This window comes from Pseudomonas sp. NPDC099000 (assembly GCF_044759925.1).
GTDB lineage: Bacteria > Pseudomonadota > Gammaproteobacteria > Pseudomonadales > Pseudomonadaceae > Aquipseudomonas.
The window spans coordinates 1-22,091 of the sequence record NZ_JBIWAF010000036.1 but is presented as its reverse complement, the minus strand read 5'-3'; the positions used below and the strand labels follow the sequence as shown (position 1 = coordinate 22,091).

The 22,091-nt window shown below is 59.8% G+C and carries 21 protein-coding genes; 17 read left to right on the top strand and 4 right to left on the bottom strand.

From position 1 onward, the window contains the following. Positions 1-25: 25 nt before the first annotated feature. The 4 genes from ACIQV9_RS26270 (at position 26) to ACIQV9_RS26255 (ending at position 3,802) form a co-directional block, all read left to right on the top strand. Positions 26-1,039 carry a sulfate ABC transporter substrate-binding protein gene (locus ACIQV9_RS26270; protein ID WP_403107671.1) on the top strand — a complete coding sequence of 338 codons (1,014 nt, stop codon included), beginning with the start codon at positions 26-28 and terminating at the stop codon, positions 1,037-1,039. Positions 1,040-1,108: 69 nt separating this feature from the next. After that, positions 1,109-1,927, top strand: a complete 819-nt coding sequence (cysT, locus tag ACIQV9_RS26265; protein WP_007899634.1) for a sulfate ABC transporter permease subunit CysT — start codon at positions 1,109-1,111, stop codon at positions 1,925-1,927. Positions 1,928-1,939: 12 nt separating this feature from the next. Next, positions 1,940-2,809: a sulfate ABC transporter permease subunit CysW gene (cysW, locus tag ACIQV9_RS26260; protein ID WP_403107669.1), complete on the top strand. Its 870-nt coding sequence runs from the start codon at positions 1,940-1,942 to the stop codon at positions 2,807-2,809. 3 nt (positions 2,810-2,812) lie between these two features. Further along, a complete protein-coding gene (locus tag ACIQV9_RS26255) occupies positions 2,813-3,802 on the top strand; it encodes a sulfate/molybdate ABC transporter ATP-binding protein (RefSeq protein ID WP_403107667.1) in 990 nt (329 codons plus the stop codon). 100 nt (positions 3,803-3,902) lie between these two features. Here the strand turns inward: ACIQV9_RS26255 and ACIQV9_RS26250 are convergent, their stop codons facing one another. Continuing rightward, positions 3,903-4,421: a DUF962 domain-containing protein gene (locus ACIQV9_RS26250; RefSeq protein ID WP_403107665.1), complete on the bottom strand. Its 519-nt coding sequence runs from the start codon at positions 4,419-4,421 to the stop codon at positions 3,903-3,905. A gap of 84 nt (positions 4,422-4,505) precedes the next feature. On the opposite strand from ACIQV9_RS26250, the gene ACIQV9_RS26245 reads away from it, so the two are divergent. Both ACIQV9_RS26245 and ACIQV9_RS26240 read left to right on the top strand, forming a co-directional pair. Next, positions 4,506-5,192: a Crp/Fnr family transcriptional regulator gene (locus tag ACIQV9_RS26245; RefSeq protein ID WP_403107663.1), complete on the top strand. Its 687-nt coding sequence runs from the start codon at positions 4,506-4,508 to the stop codon at positions 5,190-5,192. Between the two features lie 70 nt (positions 5,193-5,262). Beyond that, entirely contained in the window at positions 5,263-5,628 is a 366-nt protein-coding gene (locus ACIQV9_RS26240; RefSeq protein WP_403107661.1) for a response regulator, read from the top strand. A gap of 145 nt (positions 5,629-5,773) precedes the next feature. Here the strand turns inward: ACIQV9_RS26240 and ACIQV9_RS26235 are convergent, their stop codons facing one another. Continuing rightward, a complete protein-coding gene (locus ACIQV9_RS26235) occupies positions 5,774-6,778 on the bottom strand; it encodes an AraC family transcriptional regulator (RefSeq protein WP_403107659.1) in 1,005 nt (334 codons plus the stop codon). A 100-nt stretch (positions 6,779-6,878) separates the two neighbouring features. On the opposite strand from ACIQV9_RS26235, the gene ACIQV9_RS26230 reads away from it, so the two are divergent. From ACIQV9_RS26230 to ACIQV9_RS26195, 8 genes are all read left to right on the top strand, one after another. Then, positions 6,879-7,952, top strand: coding sequence for a fatty acid desaturase (locus tag ACIQV9_RS26230; protein WP_403107657.1), 1,074 nt, complete (start codon positions 6,879-6,881; stop codon positions 7,950-7,952). Between the two features lie 385 nt (positions 7,953-8,337). Beyond that, a complete protein-coding gene (locus tag ACIQV9_RS26225) occupies positions 8,338-8,919 on the top strand; it encodes an alpha/beta hydrolase (RefSeq protein WP_403107655.1) in 582 nt (193 codons plus the stop codon). Between the two features lie 56 nt (positions 8,920-8,975). Then, positions 8,976-9,905 carry a sigma 54-interacting transcriptional regulator gene (locus ACIQV9_RS26220; protein WP_403107653.1) on the top strand — a complete coding sequence of 310 codons (930 nt, stop codon included), beginning with the start codon at positions 8,976-8,978 and terminating at the stop codon, positions 9,903-9,905. Between the two features lie 267 nt (positions 9,906-10,172). Beyond that, a complete protein-coding gene (locus ACIQV9_RS26215) occupies positions 10,173-10,955 on the top strand; it encodes a MetQ/NlpA family ABC transporter substrate-binding protein (RefSeq protein WP_403107651.1) in 783 nt (260 codons plus the stop codon). 546 nt (positions 10,956-11,501) lie between these two features. After that, positions 11,502-12,167 (top strand): amino acid ABC transporter permease, encoded by a 666-nt coding sequence (locus ACIQV9_RS26210; protein WP_008148239.1) that lies wholly within the window; start codon positions 11,502-11,504, stop codon positions 12,165-12,167. Further along, positions 12,148-12,807: an amino acid ABC transporter permease gene (locus tag ACIQV9_RS26205; RefSeq protein ID WP_403107649.1), complete on the top strand. Its 660-nt coding sequence runs from the start codon at positions 12,148-12,150 to the stop codon at positions 12,805-12,807. Before ACIQV9_RS26210 ends, ACIQV9_RS26205 begins: the two co-directional genes overlap by 20 nt. Continuing rightward, on the top strand, positions 12,804-13,586 hold the full coding sequence (locus tag ACIQV9_RS26200) for an amino acid ABC transporter ATP-binding protein (RefSeq protein ID WP_403107647.1): 783 nt from the start codon (positions 12,804-12,806) through the stop codon (positions 13,584-13,586). The genes ACIQV9_RS26205 and ACIQV9_RS26200 overlap by 4 nt, the downstream gene beginning before the upstream one ends. Beyond that, positions 13,583-14,446: a transporter substrate-binding domain-containing protein gene (locus ACIQV9_RS26195; protein ID WP_403107645.1), complete on the top strand. Its 864-nt coding sequence runs from the start codon at positions 13,583-13,585 to the stop codon at positions 14,444-14,446. The genes ACIQV9_RS26200 and ACIQV9_RS26195 overlap by 4 nt, the downstream gene beginning before the upstream one ends. 144 nt (positions 14,447-14,590) lie before the next feature. On the opposite strand, the gene ACIQV9_RS26190 is transcribed toward ACIQV9_RS26195, so the two are convergent. Further along, a complete protein-coding gene (locus tag ACIQV9_RS26190; RefSeq protein WP_403107643.1) occupies positions 14,591-15,751 on the bottom strand; it encodes an AAA family ATPase in 1,161 nt (386 codons plus the stop codon). 220 nt (positions 15,752-15,971) lie between these two features. Here ACIQV9_RS26190 and ACIQV9_RS26185 point away from each other — a divergent pair, with 220 nt between their 5' ends. From ACIQV9_RS26185 to ACIQV9_RS26175, 3 genes are read left to right on the top strand one after another with little or no spacing between them, the layout of a single operon-like run. Next, a complete protein-coding gene (locus tag ACIQV9_RS26185; RefSeq protein WP_403107641.1) occupies positions 15,972-17,075 on the top strand; it encodes an efflux RND transporter periplasmic adaptor subunit in 1,104 nt (367 codons plus the stop codon). Next, a complete protein-coding gene (locus ACIQV9_RS26180) occupies positions 17,072-18,139 on the top strand; it encodes an efflux RND transporter periplasmic adaptor subunit (protein ID WP_403107639.1) in 1,068 nt (355 codons plus the stop codon). Before ACIQV9_RS26185 ends, ACIQV9_RS26180 begins: the two co-directional genes overlap by 4 nt. Then, positions 18,136-21,189 (top strand): efflux RND transporter permease subunit, encoded by a 3,054-nt coding sequence (locus ACIQV9_RS26175; protein ID WP_403107638.1) that lies wholly within the window; start codon positions 18,136-18,138, stop codon positions 21,187-21,189. Before ACIQV9_RS26180 ends, ACIQV9_RS26175 begins: the two co-directional genes overlap by 4 nt. Before the next feature lie 108 nt (positions 21,190-21,297). On the opposite strand, the gene ACIQV9_RS26170 is transcribed toward ACIQV9_RS26175, so the two are convergent. Next, complete coding sequence (locus tag ACIQV9_RS26170) at positions 21,298-21,927, bottom strand: class I SAM-dependent methyltransferase (protein WP_403107636.1); 630 nt, start codon at positions 21,925-21,927, stop codon at positions 21,298-21,300. Between the last annotated feature and the right edge of the window lie 164 nt (positions 21,928-22,091).

The following is a 22,091-nucleotide window of genomic DNA, read 5'->3' as shown; positions in this document are numbered from 1 at the left end:
ACCAAGAATTCCAGGAGCTTTCACCATGTCGTCGATTCGTCATTTCGCTTTGGCCGCCCTGGCCAGTGCCCTTTTTGCTGGTTCCGCGGTTGCCAAGGATTACGAACTGCTCAACGTGTCATATGACCCGACTCGCGAGCTGTACCAGGATTACAACGCTGAGTTCGTCAACTTCTGGAAGAAGGACCACGCTGGCGATAACGTGAAAATCCAGCAGTCCCACGGTGGTTCGGGCAAGCAAGGCCGGGCTGTGATCGACGGTCTGCGGGCCGATGTGGTGACCCTGGCCCTGGCCGGTGACATCGACGAAATCGCCAAACTCGGCAAGTCCCTGCCGGCCGACTGGCAGAAGCGTCTTCCGGAGGCGAGCACGCCTTACACCTCGACCATCGTGTTCCTGGTGCGCAAGGGCAACCCTAAAGGCATCAAGGACTGGGGCGATCTGGTCAAGAATGACGTGTCGGTCATCACTCCGAACCCGAAAACCTCCGGCGGTGCACGCTGGAACTTCCTCGCGGCCTGGGCTTATGGCCTGAAGGCCAACGGCGGTAATGAAGCCAAGGCCAAGGAATACGTGCAAACCCTGTTCAAGCATGTGCCTGTGCTGGACACCGGTGCTCGTGGTTCGACCATCACCTTCGTTAACAACGGTCAGGGCGACGTGTTGCTGGCCTGGGAAAACGAAGCGTTCCTGGCGCTGAAAGAAGACGGCGGTGCCGACAAGTTCGAAATCGTCGTGCCTTCGCTGTCGATCCTGGCTGAACCACCGGTGGCTGTAGTCGACAAGAACGCCGAGAAAAAGGGCAACACCGAGATCGCCGAAGCGTACCTCAAGCACCTGTACAGCCCGGCGGGCCAGGAAATTGCGGCGAAAAACTTCTATCGTCCACGTGACAAGGATGTGGCCGCCAAGTACAGCAAGCAGTTCCCGACGCTGGACCTGGTGACCATCGACAAGGACTTTGGCGGCTGGAAAACCGCTCAACCGAAATTCTTCAACGACGGGGGCGTGTTCGACCAGATCTATCAGGCGCAGTAATTTTAAATAGCCATCAACGAGCCCCGGATTTACATTCGGGGCTTTGCGCGTTCTCAACCAAGGACTTTTATGTCGCGTCGTATCTCCCCCGTCATACCCGGCTTCGGGCTGACGCTGGGCTACACCTTGGTGTACCTCAGCCTGATTGTGCTCATTCCACTGGCGGCGATGTTCGTGCATGCCGCTCAACTCACCTGGGATCAGTTCTGGGCGATTATCTCGGCGCCACGGGTGCTGGCGGCGTTGAAGCTAAGCTTTGGCACCGCGCTCTATGCCGCGATCATCAACGGCATCATCGGCACGCTGCTGGCCTGGGTGCTGGTGCGCTATACCTTCCCTGGACGCAAAGTCATCGATGCGATGATCGACCTGCCGTTCGCATTGCCCACTGCCGTGGCCGGTATCGCGCTGACTGCGCTATACGCGCCCAATGGTTGGGTGGGTCAGTTTGCAGCGGACCTGGGTTTCAAGATTGCCTATACCCCTCTGGGCATCACCCTTGCCCTCACTTTTGTGACGCTTCCATTCGTAGTACGTACCGTACAGCCAGTATTGGCCGATATCCCTCGTGAAGTGGAAGAAGCGGCCGCTTGCCTGGGTGCAAAACCATTGCAGGTTTTCCGCCATATTCTGGTGCCGGCATTGTTGCCAGCCTGGTTGACCGGATTTGCTTTGGCCTTTGCCCGCGGGGTCGGCGAGTACGGTTCGGTGATTTTCATCGCCGGCAACATGCCGATGAAAACCGAGATTCTGCCGCTGCTGATCATGGTCAAACTCGACCAGTACGATTACACCGGCGCTACGTCCATTGGTGTACTGATGCTGGTGGTTTCCTTCGTTCTGTTGCTGCTGATCAACTTGCTGCAACGACGCATCGAAACCCCATAAGGAGGCGCAGAAATGTCCCAATCGTCTATTGCTGCTGCTTCCTCGAACGCCGCTCGCCGTGGCAGTGCTTCATCGCGGCGAATCCTGATCGGCCTCGGCTGGCTGGTGTTCGCCCTGTTCCTGTTGCTGCCGCTGGTGATCGTGGTGTCTCAGGGCCTGAAGCTCGGAATCGGTGCGTTCTTCACCGCGATCTTCGAACCCGACGCTCTGTCGGCCCTGAAACTCACGGTCATCGCGGTGCTGATTTCAGTGCCGCTGAACCTGGTGTTCGGTGTCAGCGCCGCGTGGTGCGTGAGCAAATACTCGTTCCGTGGCAAAAGTATGTTGGTCACGCTGATCGACCTGCCGTTCTCGGTGTCGCCGGTCATCGCCGGTCTGGTCTACGTGCTGATGTTTGGCGCCCAGGGCCTGTTCGGGCCGTGGTTGCAGGATCACGACATCCAGATCGTCTTCGCCTTGCCGGGCATCGTGCTGGCGACGATCTTCGTCACCGTGCCGTTCGTAGCCCGCGAGCTGATCCCGCTGATGCAGGAGCAGGGCACGCAGGAAGAAGAGGCCGCGCGCTTGCTCGGGGCCAATGGCTGGCAGATGTTCTGGCACGTCACCGTTCCCAATATCAAATGGGGCCTGATCTACGGCGTGGTGCTGTGTACCGCGCGGGCGATGGGGGAATTCGGTGCGGTGTCGGTGGTTTCCGGGCACATTCGCGGGGTGACCAACACCCTGCCGCTGCACGTCGAGATCCTCTACAACGAATACAACCACGTGGCCGCGTTCGCCGTGGCGAGCCTGTTGCTGATCATGGCGCTCTTCATCCTGCTGTTGAAGCAGTGGAGCGAAAACCGTATTAACCGCCTGCGCACCAGCGCCGCGGAGGAATAATTCATGTCGATCGAAGTGCGTAACGTCAGCAAGAATTTCAATGCGTTCAAGGCGCTGGACAACATCAGCCTGGACATCCAGAGCGGCGAACTCGTAGCGCTGCTCGGCCCGTCGGGTTGCGGTAAAACCACGCTGCTGCGGATCATCGCCGGTCTGGAAACGCCCGATAAGGGCAACATCGTGTTCCACGGTGAAGACGTCTCCGGCCATGACGTGCGTGATCGCAACGTCGGCTTCGTATTCCAGCACTACGCGCTGTTCCGCCACATGACGGTGTTCGACAACGTCGCGTTCGGCCTGCGCATGAAACCGAAAAACCAGCGCCCGAGCGAAAGCCAGATCGCGGTGAAAGTCCACGAACTGCTGAACATGGTGCAACTGGATTGGTTGTCGGATCGCTACCCGGAACAACTCTCCGGCGGCCAGCGTCAGCGTATCGCGTTGGCCCGTGCGCTGGCGGTGGAGCCGAAAGTCCTGCTGCTTGACGAACCGTTCGGTGCGCTTGACGCCAAGGTCCGTAAAGAGCTGCGTCGCTGGTTGGCGCGGCTGCACGAAGACATCAACCTGACCTCGGTGTTCGTGACACACGACCAGGAAGAGGCCATGGAAGTCGCCGACCGTATCGTGGTGATGAACAAAGGCGTGATCGAACAGATCGGCTCACCGGGCGACGTTTACGAGAACCCGGCCAGCGATTTCGTTTATCACTTCCTCGGTGATTCGAACCGTCTGCACCTGGGTGAAGACAACCACGTGCTGTTCCGCCCGCACGAAGTGTCGTTGTCGCGGCATGAGCTGGAAGACCATCACGCGGCGGAAGTGCGGGATATCCGTCCGTTGGGCGCGACGACTCGGGTGACGTTGAAGGTCGAAGGCCAGAACGAGTTGATCGAAGCTGAAGTGGTGAAGGATCACGACAGCCTGATCGGCCTGGCGAAGGGCGAGACATTGTTCTTCAAGCCGAAGGTCTGGCAGAAACTCGCCAGCCTCTAAAAGCATCGCGGGCAAGCCCGCTCCCACAGGTTTCCGGGTTGGCGACAGATTTTGTGTTCAACCTCGATTCTGTGGGAGCGGGCTTGCCCCCGATGGCGTCCTACGCAGCAGCGCGCTTCGGATTAACTCGCACACCCCCCACCCGCGCCTCGATCTGCTCTTTCAAATCCCGCCGCAACCCCAGCAAAAACGCCAGTTCAACCACCACAAACAGCGGTCCGACAATCAACCCCGTCACATCATCGACAAACGCCGGTTTGCGTCCTTCATAGTGATGACCGACAAACTGAATCGCCCAGCCCACCACAAACATCCCGATCCCGCTCGCCAGCCACACCAGCGTACTTTGCTGCGCGAGAACCTGACCCGCCCAAACGCACAGCCCCAGCAGCACCGTCATCAACACCCCGAGGCGTACTTCCAGGCGCAGGTAAAACCACGCCGAGGCCAGCGCCACCAGCACCGCCGGCGACACCCAGCCTCCAACCCATTGCGGCCGCGACAGCAACACCGCCACGGCCACCACGATCAGCGGAATCCCGATAAAGTGGCTGGCAATATTGCGCGGGTCACGGTGGTAAGCGGCATATTGACTGAGATGGTCAACGAGGCTTTTCATTGTTATTCCTCCTGTAGGGTGATTGATCATGCCTCGGGTTCACCTTTCGCTCTGTCAGGCAGGCGACAATCTCCAGGAGTTTAAATGGACATGCAGGTCTGGCGTTCGCGCCTGGAGTCGGGGCAGTGGTTCAGTCATTTACCTGTTCCACTACAGGATAGTCTGCTGGCTGCGGCCCGGGTGCGACGGTTGTCGACGGGGCAGCTGTTGTTCAAGCGCGGTGATCCGCCGTGCGGGTTGTATGCGGTGCTCGAAGGCTCGATGCGCATCGGCGCGGTCAGCGAGCAGGGCAAGGAAGCGTTGCTGAGCCTCGTGGAGTCGCCCCATTGGTTCGGCGAAATCTGCCTGTTCGACGGCCAGCCACGCACCCACGATGCTTTCGGCGTGGGCCAGTGCGTCCTGTTGCACATCCCGCAGGCCGCGCTGCTGGCGTTACTCGATGAGCAACCGGTGTATTGGCGGCAACTGGCATTGCTGATGAGCCACAAACTGCGCCTGACCTTCATCAGCCTCGAACAGCTGAGCCTGATGCCCGCCCCGGCACGCTTGGCTCATCGCCTGTTGATGATCGCCGAGGGCTACGGCGAATACGATCCGCCGCGCCGGGTGCTGCAACTGCCCCAGGAGCAATTGGCGTCGATGTTGTCGCTGTCGCGCCAGACCACCAACCAGATTCTCAAGGACTTGCAGGGGCAGGGCATTCTGAATTTGAAGTACGGCGAGATCGAAATCCTGAATGCCGAGGGCTTGCGGGCATTGGCGATTTTCTAAAACACAACGTTATTGATGGGCTTTGTCCGCGAACGCGCCTAGCCTGTGATGACGACAATCGAGGTGTGCCATGCGTGTGCTGTTAGTAGAAGACGAACCGGCGATCGCCAAACGCTTGGCCAACGGCCTGAGCGAGGCGAGTTATACGGTCGACGTGGCGCTTAACGGCATGGACGGCCGGCGTTTTATCGAGTCCGGTGAATACCAACTGATCATCCTCGACGTGATGCTCCCGGGCCTCAATGGCTGGCAGTTGCTGCAGCAGATCCGCAAGCTCGGCAACACGCCGGTTTTGTTGCTCACTACCAAGGATGGCATCGAGGATCGCCTGCGCGGGTTGGAATTACATGAAGATGATTATTTGCTCAAGCCATTTGTCATGGATGAGTTGGTGGCACGGGTGCGCAAGTTGTTGCGGCGGGATCGGGGGCGGTAGTGGGTTCCGTGGTGTCTGAACAATCCCTTTCGCGGGCGAGCCTCGCTCCTACAGTTCAGCGTAGTACTCACGATTGACGAATTTCCTGTAGGAGCGAGGCTTGCCCGCGAAGAGGCCAGACCAGGTAACACACCTCCGGGATCCTTTACCGCAACCCATCCCGAAACTGCCCCGGCGTCATCCCGGTCCAGCGTTTGAACGCGCGGCTGAAGCTGCTGGTATCGGCGAACCCCAGCAAATAACTGATTTCGCTCAACGAGCATTGCGGGTCGCGCAGGTGCAGCAGCGCGAGGTTTTCGCGGCTTTCATTGAGTAGCGTGTCGAATCGATAGCCTTCGTCCGCCAGATGCCGTTGCAGGCTGCGCAAGCTCAGGTGCAGGGCCTTGGCGATGTGTTCGGCGCTGGGTTCGCCTTCGGGCAATTGTTCTTCAATGGCATCGCGGACCTTGCGTTCCCAGGTCAGCGGCTTGAGTTGCGCCAGGGTGCGCTTGAGTACTGCTTCGTTGTGTTCGGCCAGTTCCGGGTTGGCGTCGTCCAGGTGACTGTCAAAGTCCATGAGGGCAAATTCCAGACGGTCTTCGTCGGCAGCGAAATACACCGGCGAACGAAAGACTTTGTGCCATTGATGCGGGTCGGCCGGTTCCGGGCGGCGCAGGTACACCGCCAGCGGGGCATAGTCGCGGCCCAGGCGATTGCGGCAGGTGCGCACGTAAATTGCGGCAAACGCGTCGATGGCTTCGAGTGCCGGTGCGGGATTGCCTTGGGGAATTTTCAGGCGGAAGCGGTAGCGATCCTCGGTGCGAGTCAGTTCCAGTTCCAGCGCATCGCTGACCACTTGGTGATAACGCACGATGCGCTCGAACACTTCACGCAGACTGCCACTGGCCACCAGCGCATAACCGAGCGCGTGAAACGTGGTCGGGCTGACAAAACGCGACACCCGCAAGCCAATCGCCGGGTCGCCGCTGACCTGCACCGCGATCTCCCACAGGCGCGTGGTGCCCGACAACGGGTAACGGGCGTTCGGGTCGTCCATCAATTGCGGGTCTAGCCCCGCCTGTTGGCACAGGGCGGTGCTGTCGAGGCCCAGCGCATCGAGTTGCTTGCGCAGGGCGCGGGTCCAGCTGGCGAGGGAGGTCGGTTCAGTCATGCTGATTGGCGCTTCCGGTCAACAGGTTGGCGTTCACGGCTACCACGTTGTGAGGGTTCACAAGGCAGGATGCGAACATCAATAACCAGAGGATGGAAGCATGGACGGTACTTCTGCAAGTCCCCAGCGACTGAATGCAGCCCACCGATCAACCCATATTCGCGAAGTGGTGCTGGCCAGAGGGGTCGAACTGCGCAAACGCTACCCGATTCTCAACCATCAGGACGCCTTGGGCGCGGGCATTCTGGCCTTTGCACTGGCTGGAATGATCGGTTCGGCGGCGCTCTACATGACCGGGCACATGGCCTGGTGGGCGTGCCTGTTGCTCAACGCGTTTTTCGCCTCGTTGACCCACGAGCTGGAACACGACCTGATTCATAGCATGTACTTTCGCAAGCAACGCGTGCCGCACAACCTGATGATGGGCCTGGTGTGGCTGGCGCGGCCGAGCACGATCAATCCATGGATTCGCCGGCATCTGCACCTCAATCACCACAAGGTGTCCGGTACGGAGGCCGACATGGAAGAGCGCGCGATCACCAACGGCGAGCCTTGGGGATTCGCGCGGTTGTTGATGGTCGGCGATAACGTGATGTCGGCGTTCATTCGCATGCTGCGAGCCAAGACCTGGACGCATAAATTCAGCATCATCAAACGCGCACTGAAGGTCTATGCGCCGCTGGCGCTGGTGCATTGGGGGGCCTGGTACGTGTTCCTCGGTTTCCATGGGGCGAATGGCATTGCCTATCTGCTGGGTACGCCGATCGAATGGTCGGCGACCACGTTGTCGGTGATGCAGGTGATCGATATCGCGGCGGTGGTGATCATCGGCCCGAACGTGTTGCGCACGTTTTGCCTGCACTTTGTCAGTTCGAACATGCACTACTACGGTGATGTGGAGCCGGGGAATGTGATTCAGCAAACCCAGGTGCTGAACCCTTGGTGGATGTGGCCGATGCAGGCGTTCTGCTTCAACTTCGGCAGCAGCCACGGGATTCATCACTTTGTGGTGAAGGAACCGTTTTACATCCGCCAGATGACCGTGCCGGTGGCGCATGAAGTGATGCGCGAGATGGGCGTGCGGTTTAATGATTTCGGGACGTTTGGGCGGGCGAACCGGTTTGTGCGAAAGGAAACAGCAGAGGCGCAGGAGGTGCGTGCCGCTCAGGCTTGATCGATGTTCTCGGAAACTCAAAACGGCAAAGGCGCCCGTCATCAATCTGACCCAAAGGGGCGGTACGTTATGACCCAAGCAGGATGGCTTGGTAGTTGTTGTATCGCTGATCTATATATGCATTTTGGATCTATTAAAGTAATTAAATATTCCTTTATCGGATAAGCGTTTCAGTCAATCATCGCATCCAGTGATGTTGATTAGCGCTAGCAGATTTTGAGTTTCCGGGGCCGTCTCCTTGGCAGGGTGCGGTCCCTTTTTTTGTCTATTCAAAACGGCTTAATATTCCTTATAGGTCTTAATAAATAGCTTCTTATTCCTTAACGAATATAGCTCTCCTCCCTATACTCGATCGGGAACAGACACGCAGCAGGAGAGTTCCCCCATGCGCAACGAATCAATTCGCTACCTGATTGTGCCGGGCTGGCAAGGATCGCCGGAAGATCATTGGCAAAGCCACTGGCAGAACAGTCTGCCGAATAGCGCGCGGGTGGAGCAGGCCGACTGGCTGACGCCGCGTCGTGAAGACTGGGTTGCCGCGCTGGCCGAAGCGATTGCCGCCGACAGCACGCCGGTGATCTTGATTGCGCACAGTCTGGGTTGCATTACGGTCGCTCATTGGGCCGCCACTGCACCGCTGCATTTTTTGCGTCAGGTGCGCGGTGCCTTGCTGGTCGCACCGGCGGACGTCGAGCGCCCGGCGTGCTCGCCGGCGCTGCGTAACTTCGCACCGATCCCTGGCCACTTGTTGCCCTTCCCGAGCCAGGTCGTCAGCTCCGACAACGACAGCGCCGTGAGTGCGCCGCGAGCCCTTGAGCTGGCCCGCAACTGGGGCGCCGAGGCGGGGATTCTGGCGGGTGCCGGACACATCAACGTGAAGTCCGGTCACCAGCGCTGGGAGCAGGGCTTTGCCTATCTCTACCGCCTGCAGAACCGAATGGAACACCACGCCCTGCGACGTGCTTGAACCTTTTCTTTTTTTAATCGCCCCCGTCTCCCGGCGGTTTTGGGCGGGAGTCTGCCATGAGTTTTGAAGCCTTCGGCCAGCCACTGCTGACCTTTCCCGACGCAGAAAAAAGCCCCCTGAGCATTCGCGCCAAGGCGCTGGTGTTTGTCGATCCACGGTCCCGGCAGTTGCGCCAGGAGCTGGAACAACTGGCGCCACGCTCGATCTCGGTGCTGATCCGTGGTGAAACCGGTAGCGGCAAGGAATTGCTCGCGCGGCACATCCATCGTGCGAGTGATCGCGGCGGCTTGTTCGTCTCGGTCAATTGCGGCGCCATCAGCCCGACCTATGCCGACGCCGAACTGTTCGGCTATGCCGCGGGCAGTTACAGCGGTTCGGCCAGCAGCCGCGCGGGGTGGTTCGGTTCGGCCAACGGCGGCACGCTCTATCTGGATGAGATCGGCGACTTGCCGCTGCCGATCCAGATCAAATTGCTCGCCGCCCTGGAAAACCACGAAGTCACCCGCGTGGGCGCTCAGCAACCGAGCCCGGTGGACGTGCGCCTGGTGGCGGCCACTAGTATCGATCTGGCTCAGGCGGTGTCGGCCGGGAAATTCCATGAGCGGCTTTATCACTACCTCAGCGAAGGCCAGCTCGAACTGCCGGCATTGCGTGAGCGGGTCGGCGATATCCTTTCGTTGTCCGAATATTTCCTCGGCATCTACAGCCAGCGTCTCGACTTGCCGGTGCCGCTGATCAGTGAGGCTGCACAACTTGTACTGGAGCGGCACAGTTGGCCGGGCAACACCCGGGAGCTGGAGAACGTCATTCACTTTGCGCTGTTGGTCAGCACCGGTGACGAGATTTTGCCGGAGCATTTGAATCTGCCTGAAGTGCCTGTGTCGTTGGTGCAAATTGAGCAGCACCTCAAGCAGATTGTCGGAAGTGGTTCCGCCGCTGAAAAAGAAGCCTTGCAACAACTGCTCAAGCAGACCGGGCTTTTGTAGGAGCGAAGCTTGCTCGCGAAGCAGACGACGCGGTGTGTCAGGGATGACGCCTTCGCGGGCAAGTCGGATCGCCGCACCGCTCGCTCCTACGGGTAATGTGCAGGCTAGAGCTGTATGAATAAAATGGAATATGAAAGTGAATAAAAGATATTGTTCGGGAATAAAAAATCCCGGTATTGTCCGCTTCACGCCAGCGATAGCACTTCACTGGCACACGTACTAATAGCCGTCGTCGATGACGACCGTGATTTTCGATAAGGACACTGCATGAAAAAGGTTCTGTTGTTCACCGCACTGGCGGCTGCCCTGACCGCGGGCCTGGCCCAGGCTGGCGAGAAACTGGTGGTTGCGGCGACCCCGATTCCACACGCCGAGATTCTTGAACTGATCAAGCCAACCCTCGCCAAAGAAGGCGTGGACCTGGAAATCAAAGTGTTCACCGACTACGTTCAGCCGAACGTACAGGTCGATCAGAAGCGTCTGGACGCCAACTACTTCCAGACCCTGCCGTACCTGAAAAGCTTCAACGAAGGCAAAGGCACTAACCTTGTGACCGTGATCGGCGTACACGTCGAACCGTTCGGCGGCTACTCGAAGAAAGTCAAATCCCTGGCTGAGCTGAAAGACGGCGCGACCATCGCCATCCCGAACGAAGGCAGCAACAGCGGCCGTGCCCTGATCCTGCTGCAGAAGGCTGGCCTGATCGAGCTGAAAGACCCGAAAAACGCTTTGGCTACGCCGAAAGACATCGCCAAGAACCCGCACAACTTCAAGTTCAAGGAACTGGAATCGGCCATGCTGCCGCGTGTGCTGGATCAGGTCGACCTGGACATGATCAACACCAACTACGCGCTGGAAGCAGGTCTGAACCCTGCTAAAGACGCGCTGGTGATCGAAGGTGCCGATTCGCCTTACGTGAACTTCCTGGTGGCTCGTCCGGACAACAAGGACAGCGTTGCCATCCAGAAACTGGCCAAAGCCTTGACCAGCCCGGAAGTGAAAGCATTCATCGAGAAGAAGTACAGCGGCGCAGTACTGCCGGCGTTCTGATTCGCGAGGTAAACCCCTTCAAGGTTTCGAACGCCGACGGCTAGCAATAGCGTCGGCGTGATCGTTCCCACGCTCCGCGTGGGAATGCCTCAAGGGACGCTCCGCGTCCAGTGACGCGGAGCGTCACGGGCTGCATTCCCACGCAGAGCGTGGGAACGATCCACATCTCTCAGGCCACCCTGGCCTCCAGCGCCCTGCGCAACGCCACCAGCAATTTCACGATTTCTTGCGGATCCAACCGCTGTGGCACTTTCATGTCAGCCATTTTTCTCTTCCTTGTGAGTGTTCGGCCAGGGAGTCTGGCCAAAAGCTGTGCGTCCTTGGAGGGTCTTTTTGAAAAAAAGATCCCTCCTACAGCTGCAAGGAAAATAGTCGTCTTCCTTCGCCACGGCAAATCCGCAGGATAGTTTTTTGCGTGATATCAATATGCTTTAACGGTATTTAAATTCTTCTTTTTATACCTTTAAAGTCGGTGCCTGCCGAGCAGTTATCCACTGCCCATGGACTGCACCACCGTCGCTTATCTCGCGACGTCCAGGATGTTCAATGAACTTCGATTACGCTTTTATCCTCAGCACCCTGCCGGCGTTTCTCAAAGCCGTGGGCGTGACGCTGCAGGTCGGCTTTATCGCCATCGGCACCTCGCTGCTGGTGGCCTTGATAAACGCAACGATTCTGGTGTTTCGCACGCCCTACCTGCAGCGGCTGGTGGGGCTCTACGTTGAGTTGGCGCGTAACACGCCGCTGCTGATCCAGCTGTTCTTCGTTTACTTCGCCTTGCCGGCATTGGGCATCAAGGTCTCGGGGTTCGCCGCGGCGATCATCACCATGACCTTTCTCGGCGGCGCTTACCTCACCGAAGTACTGCGCGCCGGCGTAGACGCCGTGCCACAGGCCCAACTCGAATCCGGCCGCTCCATCGGCTTGTCCCACGGGCAATTGCTGCGCTACGTGATCCTGCCGCAAGCCGGGATTCTCAGCCTGCCGTCGCTGTTCGCCAATTTCATCTTCCTGCTCAAGGAAACCACTGTGGTCTCAGCGGTGGCGGTGCCGGAGATTCTCTACACCACCAAGAGCTACATCGCGCTTTACTACAAAACCTACGAAATGCTCGCCGTGCTGACGCTGATTTGCGTGCTGCTGTTTTTGCCGCTGTCGCTGCTGCTCAGCCGCCTGGAAAGGAGGCTCCAGCATGGCCAGTTCGGGTCTTGAGTTGCTCTGGGTGTCCTTGCCACAACTGGGCAAGGGCGCGGCGCAAACTCTGTCGATTTCTTTCCTGAGCATCGCCATCAGCACCGTCGGCGGCGTGCTCTACGGCGTGTTACGCACGCTGAACGTGAAATGGCTGAACGCGATCCTGCGGGTCTACCTCGAACTGTTCCGGGCGATCCCGGTGCTGGTGTGGCTGTACCTGCTGTTTTTTGGCCTGCCGATTTTTTTCGGCCTGAGCATTCCCAGCTTCTGGTGCGCGGTGCTGGTGCTGTCGCTGTGGGGCGCCAGCGAAGTCGGCGAAGTGGTGCGTGGCGCGTTGCATTCGTTGCCGCGCGGGCAGCGTGAAGCGGGGTTGTCGATTGGCCTGGACGGCCCGCAACTCTACGGCTACGTCCTGCTGCCCCAGGCACTGAAACGCATGACGCCGCCGACCATCAACGTCTACACGCGCATCATCAAGACCAGCTCCCTCGCGGTGCTGATCGGTGTGGTGGACGTGATCAAGGTCGGCCAGCAAATCATCGAACGCACCTACGAATCCGTGCTGATCTACGGCGCGCTGTTCCTGTTTTTCTTTTTCATCTGCTACCCGCTGTCGGCCGCCTCGCGCGTGCTGGAGCGGCGCTGGACGCAAGCATGAGCGCATTGATCGAGTTCAAGGGTTTCAACAAGTTTTTCGGCGAGCAACAGGTGCTGGACGGTATCGATCTGCAGGTTAAATCGGGCGAAGTGATCGTCATCCTCGGCCCGAGCGGCTGCGGTAAAAGCACCTTGCTGCGCTGCCTCAACGGCCTGGAAGTCGCGCACAGCGGCAGCCTGAATTTCGCCGGTCGCGAGTTACTGGACAAGGGCACCGACTGGCGCCAAGTGCGGCAGCAGATCGGCATGGTGTTCCAGAGTTATCACCTGTTCCCGCACATGAGCGTGCTCGATAACCTGCTACTCGGCCCGGTCAAAGTACAGAAACGCGACCGCCGCGAAGCCCGCGATCAGGCCGAAGCCTTGCTAACGCGCGTAGGCCTGCTGGACAAGCGCGACGCCTTCCCGCGACAGCTCTCCGGCGGTCAGCAGCAACGCATCGCCATCGTCCGTTCACTGTGCATGAACCCCAAGGTCATGCTCTTCGACGAAGTCACCGCCGCCCTCGATCCGGAAATGGTCAAGGAAGTGCTGGAAGTCATTCAGGGCCTGGCCCGCGAGGGCATGACCTTGTTGATCGTCACCCACGAAATGGCCTTTGCCCGTGCCGTGGCTGACCGCATTGTGTTCATGGATGCCGGGCGAATCCTTGAGCAAAACCCTCCCGAGATTTTCTTTACGAACCCGCAAACCGCACGAGCGCAGCAGTTCCTGGAGAAGTTCTCCTATGTCGCCGCTTTACCCAAAACGACTCAAACAAAGGAACTGGAACCGCTATGAAAACTGCCAAGACCTCACTGCTGCTACTCCCGCTGCTCGGCCTGGCCTTGCTGGCCGGTTGCAACAAAACCGAAGAACCCGCCAAGCCTGCGGCCACCGCCAGCTATCTGGAAAAAATCAAGGCACGGGACAAGCTGATCGTCGGCGTCTTCACCGACAAACCGCCGTTTGGTTTCGTCAATGAAGCCGGGCGTTATGTGGGTTTCGATACCGACATCGGCCGTCAATTCGCCAAGGACCTGTTGGGCGACGAGAACAAAGTCGAGTTCGTCGCGGTGGAACCTGCCAGCCGGATTCCGTTCCTGCAAAGCGACAAAGTCGACCTGATCCTGGCCAACATGACCGTCACCCCGGAGCGCAAGGAAGCGGTGGAATTCACCAATCCGAACCTCAAGGTTGCAGTGCAGGCGTTGGTGCCTCAGTCGAGTTCGGTGAAGAACCTCGATGACCTGGCGACTCGCACCACCATCGTCACCACCGGCACCACGGCCGATATCTGGCTGACCAAGAACCACCCGGACTGGAAACTGCTGAAATTCGAGAAAAACTCCGAGTCTCTGCAAGCGCTGGCCAATGGGCGCGGCGATGCGTATGCGCAGGACAATCTGGTGCTGTTCAGCTGGGCCAAGCAGAACCCTGGCTACCGAGTGCTGAGCCAGACGTTGGGTGCCGAAGCACCGATTGCGCCGGCGGTGAAGAAGGGCAATATCGAGCTGCGTGACTGGGTGAATGCTGAGTTGGCGAAGCTGGGGGAGGAGAAGTATTTGCTCAAGCTATACGACCAATATGTGCGTAAAGAGCTGAGCGATGACACCAAGCCTGAGAGCGTGATTGTCGAGGGTGGGAAGTGGCAGGGGTGAGTCTCTAACCTTTTCAGCGATCTTTCGGTCCTCATCGCGGGCAAGCCCGCTCCCACAGTGATCTTCAGTGGACACAAATTCTGTGACCAGACCCAAATCCTGTGGGAGCGGGCTTGCCCGCGATAGCGGTTTGTCAGGCGCCGACTAATCCGGCCAATGCCACGCCGGCTCATCCAGCAACCGCTGCCCGACAATCCCCGTCTGACCCAATGTCTTCTCCAGCACAATGCAATTGCACTCCAAGTCCTCCTGCAACGCGGAAATCAACCGCCGCGCATGGGACACCACCCACACCTGACACTGCTCCGACGCCCGGATAATCAACCGGGCCAACGCCGGCAACAGGTCCGGGTGCAAACTGGTTTCCGGCTCGTTCAGCACCATCAGCGTCGGCGGCCGGGGCGTCAGCAATGCCGCCACCAGCAGCAAATAGCGCAAGGTCCCGTCCGACAACTCGGCCGCGGACAACGGCCGCAGCAACCCTTCCTGGAAAAATTCAATCGCAAACCGCCCGCCCTGCAACGGCGCGATATTCAATCGGGCGCCGGGGAATGCGTCGCTGATCGCGGACTGCAACGCTTCGGGGTCGCCGATTTCACGAATCGTCTGCAACGCGGCAGCGAGGTCGCGACCGTCGTGGTGCAACACCGGCGTGCGGGTGCCCAGTTGTGGTTGGCGCACCGGCGCATCGGCATCGCTGCGAAAGTGATCATAGAAGCGCCAGCGGCGGATGAATTCACGCAGTTGCATGACTTCCGGCGAGGTACGGAAGCTGCCGACCTGATCGAACAGGCTGTCGAAATTCGGCGTGTGGTGAGCCAGCACGTCCCAGCCACGGCCGGCCCGGTTGCGGATCATCGGGCCGTCGCGATCCACCAGCAGACTGGCCGGGCGATAAAACGGGCCGTTCCAGATGCATTCCTTCTTGATTTCCGGGTCGAGGGAAAACTCGGATTCGCTCGGCTCCGGCAACCCCAGGGCGATCGAATAGCTGAAATCCTCACCGGCAAACCCCAGGCGCAGGCGTTTGGCGCCGTGGCGCAGGGTCGCCGTGATCGGGACTTCACCGTTACGCATGCGCCGGGTGATGGTTTCCGGCCCGGCCCAGAACGTCGAATGCAGCCCGCCCTCGCGGGCCAAGGCATTGACGACGCCGCCCTGAGCGGTTTCCGCCAGCAGGCGCAACGCGCGGTACAGGTTGGACTTGCCGCTGCCGTTGGGGCCGGTGATCAGGTTCAGCCGACCGAGCGGAATCACCAACTTGTTGATCGAGCGGTAATTGGCCACCGCGAGGGTTTTGAGCATAAGAGCTTCCTGTCTCTGATCGTTCCCACGCTCTGCGTGGGAATGCATCCCGTGACGCTCTGCGTCACAGGGGACGCGGAGCGTCCATGGCGGCGTTACCACGCAGAGCGTGGGAACGATCGAGAGGGAGTATAAAGATCGCAAGTGCAGACGTGGAACCCTGCTCTAAGCTCACAGTCGTATCGCCATTGGCACGTCCGTACAACGCAAAGGAGTCTGCATGGCTGGTCCCGGATTGAAAACAGTGGTTGGCCTGAGCCTCCTTGTCCTGCTGAGCGCCTGCGGCGATAAACCCCAGGTCGAGAAGGACCGTCCACGGGTCTTCGTCCAGGAGGTCAAACCCAAGGATTACGCCGCGTCGGTGACGCTCACCGGCGATGTTCAGGCTCGGGTCCAGACCGAATTGTCGTTCCGCGTGGGCGGCAAGATCATTCAGCGCATGGTCGATGTCGGTGACCGGGTGTCGGCCAGACAAGTGCTGGCCAGACTCGATCCCAAAGACCTGCAGACCAACGTCGATTCGGCTCAGGCCCAAGTCACCGCCGAGCAGGCCCGGGTCAAACAGACCGCCGCCGCGTTCGTCCGCCAGCAAAAACTCCTGCCCAAGGGCTACACCAGCCAAAGCGAATACGATTCCGCCCAAGCCGCCTTGCGCAGCAGTCAGAGCGCGTTGACCGCTGCCCAGGCGCAATTCGCCAACGCTCGCGAACAACTCAGCTACACCGCGCTGATTGCCGATGCGCCAGGCGTGATTACGGCGCGTCAGGCCGAGGTCGGTCAGGTGGTGCAGGCGACGGTGCCGATTTTCAGCCTGGCGCGCGATGGTGAACGTGACGCAGTGTTCAATGTCTACGAATCGCTGCTGGCCGAGGCGCCGGAAGATAAAACCATCGTGGTCAGCCTCCTCGACAACCCGGCGATCAAAACCACCGGCACCGTGCGGGAAATCACCCCGGCGGTGTCCGCGCAGACCGGCACCGTGCAAGTCAAAGTCACCCTCAATGGTTTGCCCGAAGGCATGCAATTGGGCTCGGTGGTCAGCGCCACGGCCAAGACGCCGGGCAAATCCGCCGTGGAATTGCCGTGGTCGGCGCTGACCAAAAACCTCAGCGATCCGGCGGTATGGCTGGTGGATGGCGAGGGCAAGGCGCAGCTGCACACCGTTACGGTCGGTCGTTACCTGACCGGCAAAGTGATCATCAGCGCCGGCCTGCAGGGCGGCGAAAAAGTCGTCATCGCCGGCGGTCAGTTGCTGCACCCCGGCGTGAAAGTCGAAATCGCCGAAAACACCTACAAGGATTTAGCCGTGGAAGCCCAGCCATGAAGCGCCTGTTACTGGTTTGCACTGCGATGCTGCTGGCGGCCTGCTCGAAGGAAGAACCGCCGCCGGAGCCGGTACGCCCGGTGCTATCGGTCAAGGTCGAGGCGTTGGACGAGGAAAATCTCGGCCGCTTCGCCGGCAGCATCCAGGCCCGTTTTGAAAGCAATGTCGGGTTCCGCGTGCCGGGGCGCATCGCCAGCCGTAACGTCGATGTCGGTGCTGAAGTGGAAAAGGGCGCGCTGCTCGCCACCCTGGACCCCACCGATCAGCAGAACCAGTTACGTTCCGCCCAAGGCGATCTGGCCAACGTCCAGGCGCAATACATCAACGCCCAGGCCAACGCCCGGCGACAGCAGGAATTGTTCGATCGCGGCGTCGGCGCCCAGGCGCAACTCGACATCGCCCAGACCGATCTCAAAACCACCCAGGCCTCCCTCGATCAAGCGAAAGCCGCGGTCGATCAGGCCAAGGATCAGCTCAACTACGTCGAACTGCGCTCCGACCACAAAGCCATCGTCACTGCGTGGAATGCCGAAGCCGGGCAAGTCGTCACCGCTGGCCAGCAAGTGGTGACCCTGGCGCAGCCGGACATCAAGGAAGCTGTGATCGACCTGCCGGACACCCTGGTCGACCAGCTGCCGGCCGACGTCGTGTTCCAGGTTGCGGCGCAACTGGACCCGAGCATCACCACCACCGCGATCGTTCGTGAAATCGAACCCCAGGCGCAGAGTGCGACGCGTACCCGACGAGCCCGTTTGACCCTGACAGACACGCCTCCCGGTTTTCGCCTGGGCACCGCGATCAGCGTCACCCTCAGCTCTGCGATCAAACCGCGTATCGAATTGCCGCTTAGCGCGCTGCAGGAAGTGGATGGCAAATCGCGCATCTGGGTCATCGACACGCAGACCAAAACCGTTTCCCCACGAGATGTGAGCCTGGTCAGCCGCACGGATTCGACGATGATCCTGGCCAGTGGCGTGAAGTCCGGTGAGCGAGTGGTCAGCGCGGGTGTGAACAGCCTGAAACCCGGGCAAAAAGTGAAAATCGATGAGGACAGCCCACAATGAAAGGGAGTTTCAACTTATCCGAATGGGCCCTCAAGCATCAGTCGTTTGTCTGGTATTTGATGTTCGTCGCGCTGCTGATGGGCGTGTTCTCGTACATGAATCTGGGCCGCGAGGAAGACCCATCGTTCACCATCAAAACCATGGTCATCCAGACTCGCTGGCCGGGCGCGACCCAGGAAGAAACCCTCAAGCAGGTCACTGACCGCATCGAGAAAAAACTCGAAGAGCTCGACTCCCTCGACTACGTGAAAAGCTACACCCGGCCCGGCGAATCGACGGTGTTCGTCAACCTGCGCGACACCACCAGTGCCAAGGACATCCCGCAAATCTGGTACCAGGTGCGCAAGAAGATCAACGACATTCGCGGCGACTTCCCCCAAGGCCTGCAAGGCCCGGGGTTCAACGACGAATTCGGTGATGTGTTCGGTTCGGTCTACGCCTTTACCGCCGACGGCTTGTCGATGCGCCAGTTGCGCGATTACGTGGAACAGGTCCGCGCGGAAATTCGTGAAGTGCCAGGGCTGGGCAAGGTCGAGATGGTGGGGGAGCAGGATGAAGTCCTGTACCTGAATTTCTCCACCCGCAAACTGGCGGCACTGGGCATCGATCAGCGCCAGGTGGTGCAAAGCCTGCAAACCCAGAACGCGGTGACCCCGGCCGGTGTGATCGAGGCCGGTCCGGAGCGCATCTCGGTGCGCACCTCGGGGCAGTTCGCTTCCGAGAAAGACCTGGCCAACGTCAACCTGCGGCTCAATGACCGCTTCTACCGCCTGGCCGACATCGCCGAGATCAGCCGTGGCTACGTTGACCCGGCGACCCCGGAATTCCGCTTCAACGGCCACCCGGCCATCGGCCTCGCCATTGCCATGAAGAAGGGCGGCAACATCCAGGAGTTCGGCAAGGCGTTGCACCAGCGCATGACCGACCTGACCGCGGACTTGCCGGTGGGCGTCGGTGTGCACACGGTTTCCGACCAGGCCGAAGTGGTGGAAAAAGCCGTCGGCGGCTTCACCAGTGCCTTGTTCGAAGCGGTGGTGATCGTGTTGATCGTCAGCTTCGTCAGCCTTGGTGTGCGCGCCGGGCTGGTAGTGGCGTGCTCGATCCCGCTGGTGCTGGCGATGGTGTTCATCTTCATGGAATACAGCGGCATCACCATGCAGCGGATTTCCCTCGGCGCACTGATCATCGCCCTCGGCCTGCTGGTGGACGACGCAATGATCACGGTCGAGATGATGGTCACGCGCCTGGAAATGGGCGAGACCAAGGAGCAGGCGGCGACGTTCGCCTACACCTCCACGGCGTTTCCCATGCTCACCGGCACACTGGTGACCGTCGCCGGGTTCGTGCCGATTGGCCTCAACGCCAGCTCGGCCGGTGAGTACACCTTTACCCTGTTTGCGGTGATTGCCGTGGCCATGCTGGTGTCGTGGATTGTTGCGGTGTTGTTCGCCCCGGTTATCGGCGTGCACATCCTCAGCACCAATGTGAAACCCCATGACGCCGAGCCGGGCCGCATCGGCCGTGCGTTCAATTACGGGATGTTTTGGGCCATGCGTAATCGCTGGTGGGCGATCGGTATCACCATTGCGCTGTTCGTGGCCTCGGTGTTTTCCATGCAGTTCGTGCAAAACCAGTTCTTCCCGTCTTCGGACCGCCCGGAAATCCTCGTCGACCTCAACCTGCCGCAAAACGCCTCGATGGCCGAAACCCGCAAGGCGGTGGACAAGCTCGAAGCGACGCTCAAGGATGACCCGGACATCGTGCGCTGGAGCACTTACATCGGCGAGGGTGCGATCCGTTTCTACCTGCCCCTCGACCAGCAATTGCAGAACCCGTACTACGCGCAATTGGTGATCGTCAGCAAAGGCCTGGAATCGCGCAACGCCCTGAGCCAGCGCTTGCGCGAGCGGCTGCGCAAAGATTTCGTCGGCATCGGCAGCTACGTCCAGGCGCTGGAAATGGGCCCGCCGGTGGGTCGCCCGATTCAGTACCGGGTCAGCGGCAAGGACATCGATCAGGTGCGCAAGCACGCCATCGCCCTGGCCACCGAACTGGACAAGAACTCGCACATCGGCGAGATCATTTACGACTGGAACGAACCGGGCAAAGTCCTGCGCATCGACATCGCTCAGGACAAGGCGCGGCAACTAGGGCTGTCGTCGGAAGACGTGGCCAACCTGATGAACAGCATCGTGGTCGGTTCGCCGGTGACTCAGGTCGATGACGATATCTACCTGATCAACGTCGTGGGCCGCGCGGTGGACGCGGAACGCGGCACGCCGGAAACCCTGCAGAACTTGCAGATCGTCACCCCGGGCGGCACGTCGATTCCGCTGCTGGCCTTTGCCACGGTGCGTTATGAACTTGAGCAACCGCTGGTCTGGCGCCGCGATCGCAAGCCGACCATCACCATCAAGGCGGCGGTGCGCGACGAGATTCAGCCGACCGACCTGGTGAAACAGCTCAAGCCTGACATTGATAAATTCTCCGCCAGTTTGCCGGTGGGTTACTCGGTCGCCACGGGCGGCACGGTGGAGGAAAGCGGCAAGGCCCAGGGGCCGATTGCCAAGGTCGTGCCGTTGATGCTGTTCCTGATGGCGACCTTCCTCATGATCCAGCTGCACAGCGTGCAGAAGCTGTTCCTGGTGGCGAGTGTCGCGCCACTCGGGCTGATCGGCGTGGTGCTGGCGCTGATCCCGACGGGCACGCCGATGGGCTTTGTGGCGATCCTGGGGATTCTGGCGCTGATCGGCATCATCATCCGCAACTCGGTGATTCTGGTGACCCAGATCGATGCCTTGGAGAAAGAGGGTGTTTCACCTTGGGATGCCGTGGCGCAGGCCACGGAGCATCGGCGCCGACCGATTCTGCTGACCGCTGCGGCGGCCAGTCTTGGGATGATCCCGATTGCCCGGGAAGTGTTCTGGGGGCCGATGGCGTACGCGATGATTGGCGGGATCATTATTGCGACGTTGCTGACCTTGCTGTTTTTACCGGCGCTTTACGTTGCCTGGTACAAAATCCGCGAGCCCAAGAAAGACGCCGCTTAATGATCGTTCCCACGCTCTGCGTGGGAATGCAGCCAGTGACGCTCTGCGTCATAGCCGCAGGGACGCGGAGCGTCCCGAGAGGCATTCCCACGCAGAGCGTGGGAACGATCAGTCGGTGCGGCGCCAAACACTCGCCAACCAAGGCTGCTGCTCCCGCGGCAGCCCCGCCGGTCGGTAGTAATGTTCCAGCTCCACAAACCCCGCCTCCGTCAGCAATTGCTGCCACGCCTCAAGATCGTGATAAGCCCCATACCGCGGCCCATTCCACCCTTCCTGATTCTCACCCCGCGGATTGGAGCTGAACAACACGCCCCCCAGCTTCAACGCCCCGCGCAATTCCTTCAACACCCGAGGCAATTCCTGGCGCGGAATATGAAACAACACCGCGTTGGCAAAAATCCCGTCGAAGCGTTCATCCGGCAGATCCAGCTTCAGAAAGTCCTGCTGCCACACCTCGCATCCACTGTCCTCACGCGCCATTTGCGCAAACTTCTCTGAACCGTCGAGCCCGACAGCCGTGTGGCCCATGCGCGTGAAGGTTTTCAAATCGCGGCCCGGACCGCAGCCAAAATCGAGAATGTCGAAAGGTGCCTCGCCCTGAATATGCCGCAGCAGCGCATCAATGTTCTGGCTGACATCGTGATCGCGAGTCCCTTCACGAAAACCTTCGGCCACCGAGTTGTAATGGCCTAGGGTAGTGGCGGTGATCTTCTGGAGGTCGTCGGGGGTTTGCTTCATGGTCGGCTGCGCAGGCAATGGGGATTTGCCGAATATACGCCATGAGGCCGGTGGCTGCTGCGCAGCCAATCGCGGGCAAGCCTGATCTGGCCTAATGAATTTGGACACATCAATAGGGCGCTATGATGGCGCCCAAATCTGAGGTGTGCATGATGATGCGAAAA

What these genes read in the sequence shown, in the direction of transcription:
- cysW (WP_403107669.1), top strand. Translation starts at nt 1,940, where the DNA reads ATGTCCCAATCGTCTATTGCTGCTGCTTCCTCGAACGCCGCTCGCCGT.
- ACIQV9_RS26220 (WP_403107653.1), top strand. Translation starts at nt 8,976, where the DNA reads ATGAGTTTTGAAGCCTTCGGCCAGCCACTGCTGACCTTTCCCGACGCA.
- ACIQV9_RS26195 (WP_403107645.1), top strand. Translation starts at nt 13,583, where the DNA reads ATGAAAACTGCCAAGACCTCACTGCTGCTACTCCCGCTGCTCGGCCTG.
- ACIQV9_RS26200 (WP_403107647.1), top strand. Translation starts at nt 12,804, where the DNA reads ATGAGCGCATTGATCGAGTTCAAGGGTTTCAACAAGTTTTTCGGCGAG.
- ACIQV9_RS26210 (WP_008148239.1), top strand. Translation starts at nt 11,502, where the DNA reads ATGAACTTCGATTACGCTTTTATCCTCAGCACCCTGCCGGCGTTTCTC.
- ACIQV9_RS26175 (WP_403107638.1), top strand. Translation starts at nt 18,136, where the DNA reads ATGAAAGGGAGTTTCAACTTATCCGAATGGGCCCTCAAGCATCAGTCG.
- ACIQV9_RS26230 (WP_403107657.1), top strand. Translation starts at nt 6,879, where the DNA reads ATGGACGGTACTTCTGCAAGTCCCCAGCGACTGAATGCAGCCCACCGA.
- ACIQV9_RS26270 (WP_403107671.1), top strand. Translation starts at nt 26, where the DNA reads ATGTCGTCGATTCGTCATTTCGCTTTGGCCGCCCTGGCCAGTGCCCTT.
- ACIQV9_RS26180 (WP_403107639.1), top strand. Translation starts at nt 17,072, where the DNA reads ATGAAGCGCCTGTTACTGGTTTGCACTGCGATGCTGCTGGCGGCCTGC.
- ACIQV9_RS26170 (WP_403107636.1), bottom strand. Translation starts at nt 21,927, where the DNA reads ATGAAGCAAACCCCCGACGACCTCCAGAAGATCACCGCCACTACCCTA.
- ACIQV9_RS26190 (WP_403107643.1), bottom strand. Translation starts at nt 15,751, where the DNA reads ATGCTCAAAACCCTCGCGGTGGCCAATTACCGCTCGATCAACAAGTTG.
- ACIQV9_RS26245 (WP_403107663.1), top strand. Translation starts at nt 4,506, where the DNA reads ATGGACATGCAGGTCTGGCGTTCGCGCCTGGAGTCGGGGCAGTGGTTC.
- ACIQV9_RS26225 (WP_403107655.1), top strand. Translation starts at nt 8,338, where the DNA reads ATGCGCAACGAATCAATTCGCTACCTGATTGTGCCGGGCTGGCAAGGA.
- ACIQV9_RS26215 (WP_403107651.1), top strand. Translation starts at nt 10,173, where the DNA reads ATGAAAAAGGTTCTGTTGTTCACCGCACTGGCGGCTGCCCTGACCGCG.
- cysT (WP_007899634.1), top strand. Translation starts at nt 1,109, where the DNA reads ATGTCGCGTCGTATCTCCCCCGTCATACCCGGCTTCGGGCTGACGCTG.
- ACIQV9_RS26250 (WP_403107665.1), bottom strand. Translation starts at nt 4,421, where the DNA reads ATGAAAAGCCTCGTTGACCATCTCAGTCAATATGCCGCTTACCACCGT.
- ACIQV9_RS26185 (WP_403107641.1), top strand. Translation starts at nt 15,972, where the DNA reads ATGGCTGGTCCCGGATTGAAAACAGTGGTTGGCCTGAGCCTCCTTGTC.
- ACIQV9_RS26240 (WP_403107661.1), top strand. Translation starts at nt 5,263, where the DNA reads ATGCGTGTGCTGTTAGTAGAAGACGAACCGGCGATCGCCAAACGCTTG.
- ACIQV9_RS26255 (WP_403107667.1), top strand. Translation starts at nt 2,813, where the DNA reads ATGTCGATCGAAGTGCGTAACGTCAGCAAGAATTTCAATGCGTTCAAG.
- ACIQV9_RS26205 (WP_403107649.1), top strand. Translation starts at nt 12,148, where the DNA reads ATGGCCAGTTCGGGTCTTGAGTTGCTCTGGGTGTCCTTGCCACAACTG.
- ACIQV9_RS26235 (WP_403107659.1), bottom strand. Translation starts at nt 6,778, where the DNA reads ATGACTGAACCGACCTCCCTCGCCAGCTGGACCCGCGCCCTGCGCAAG.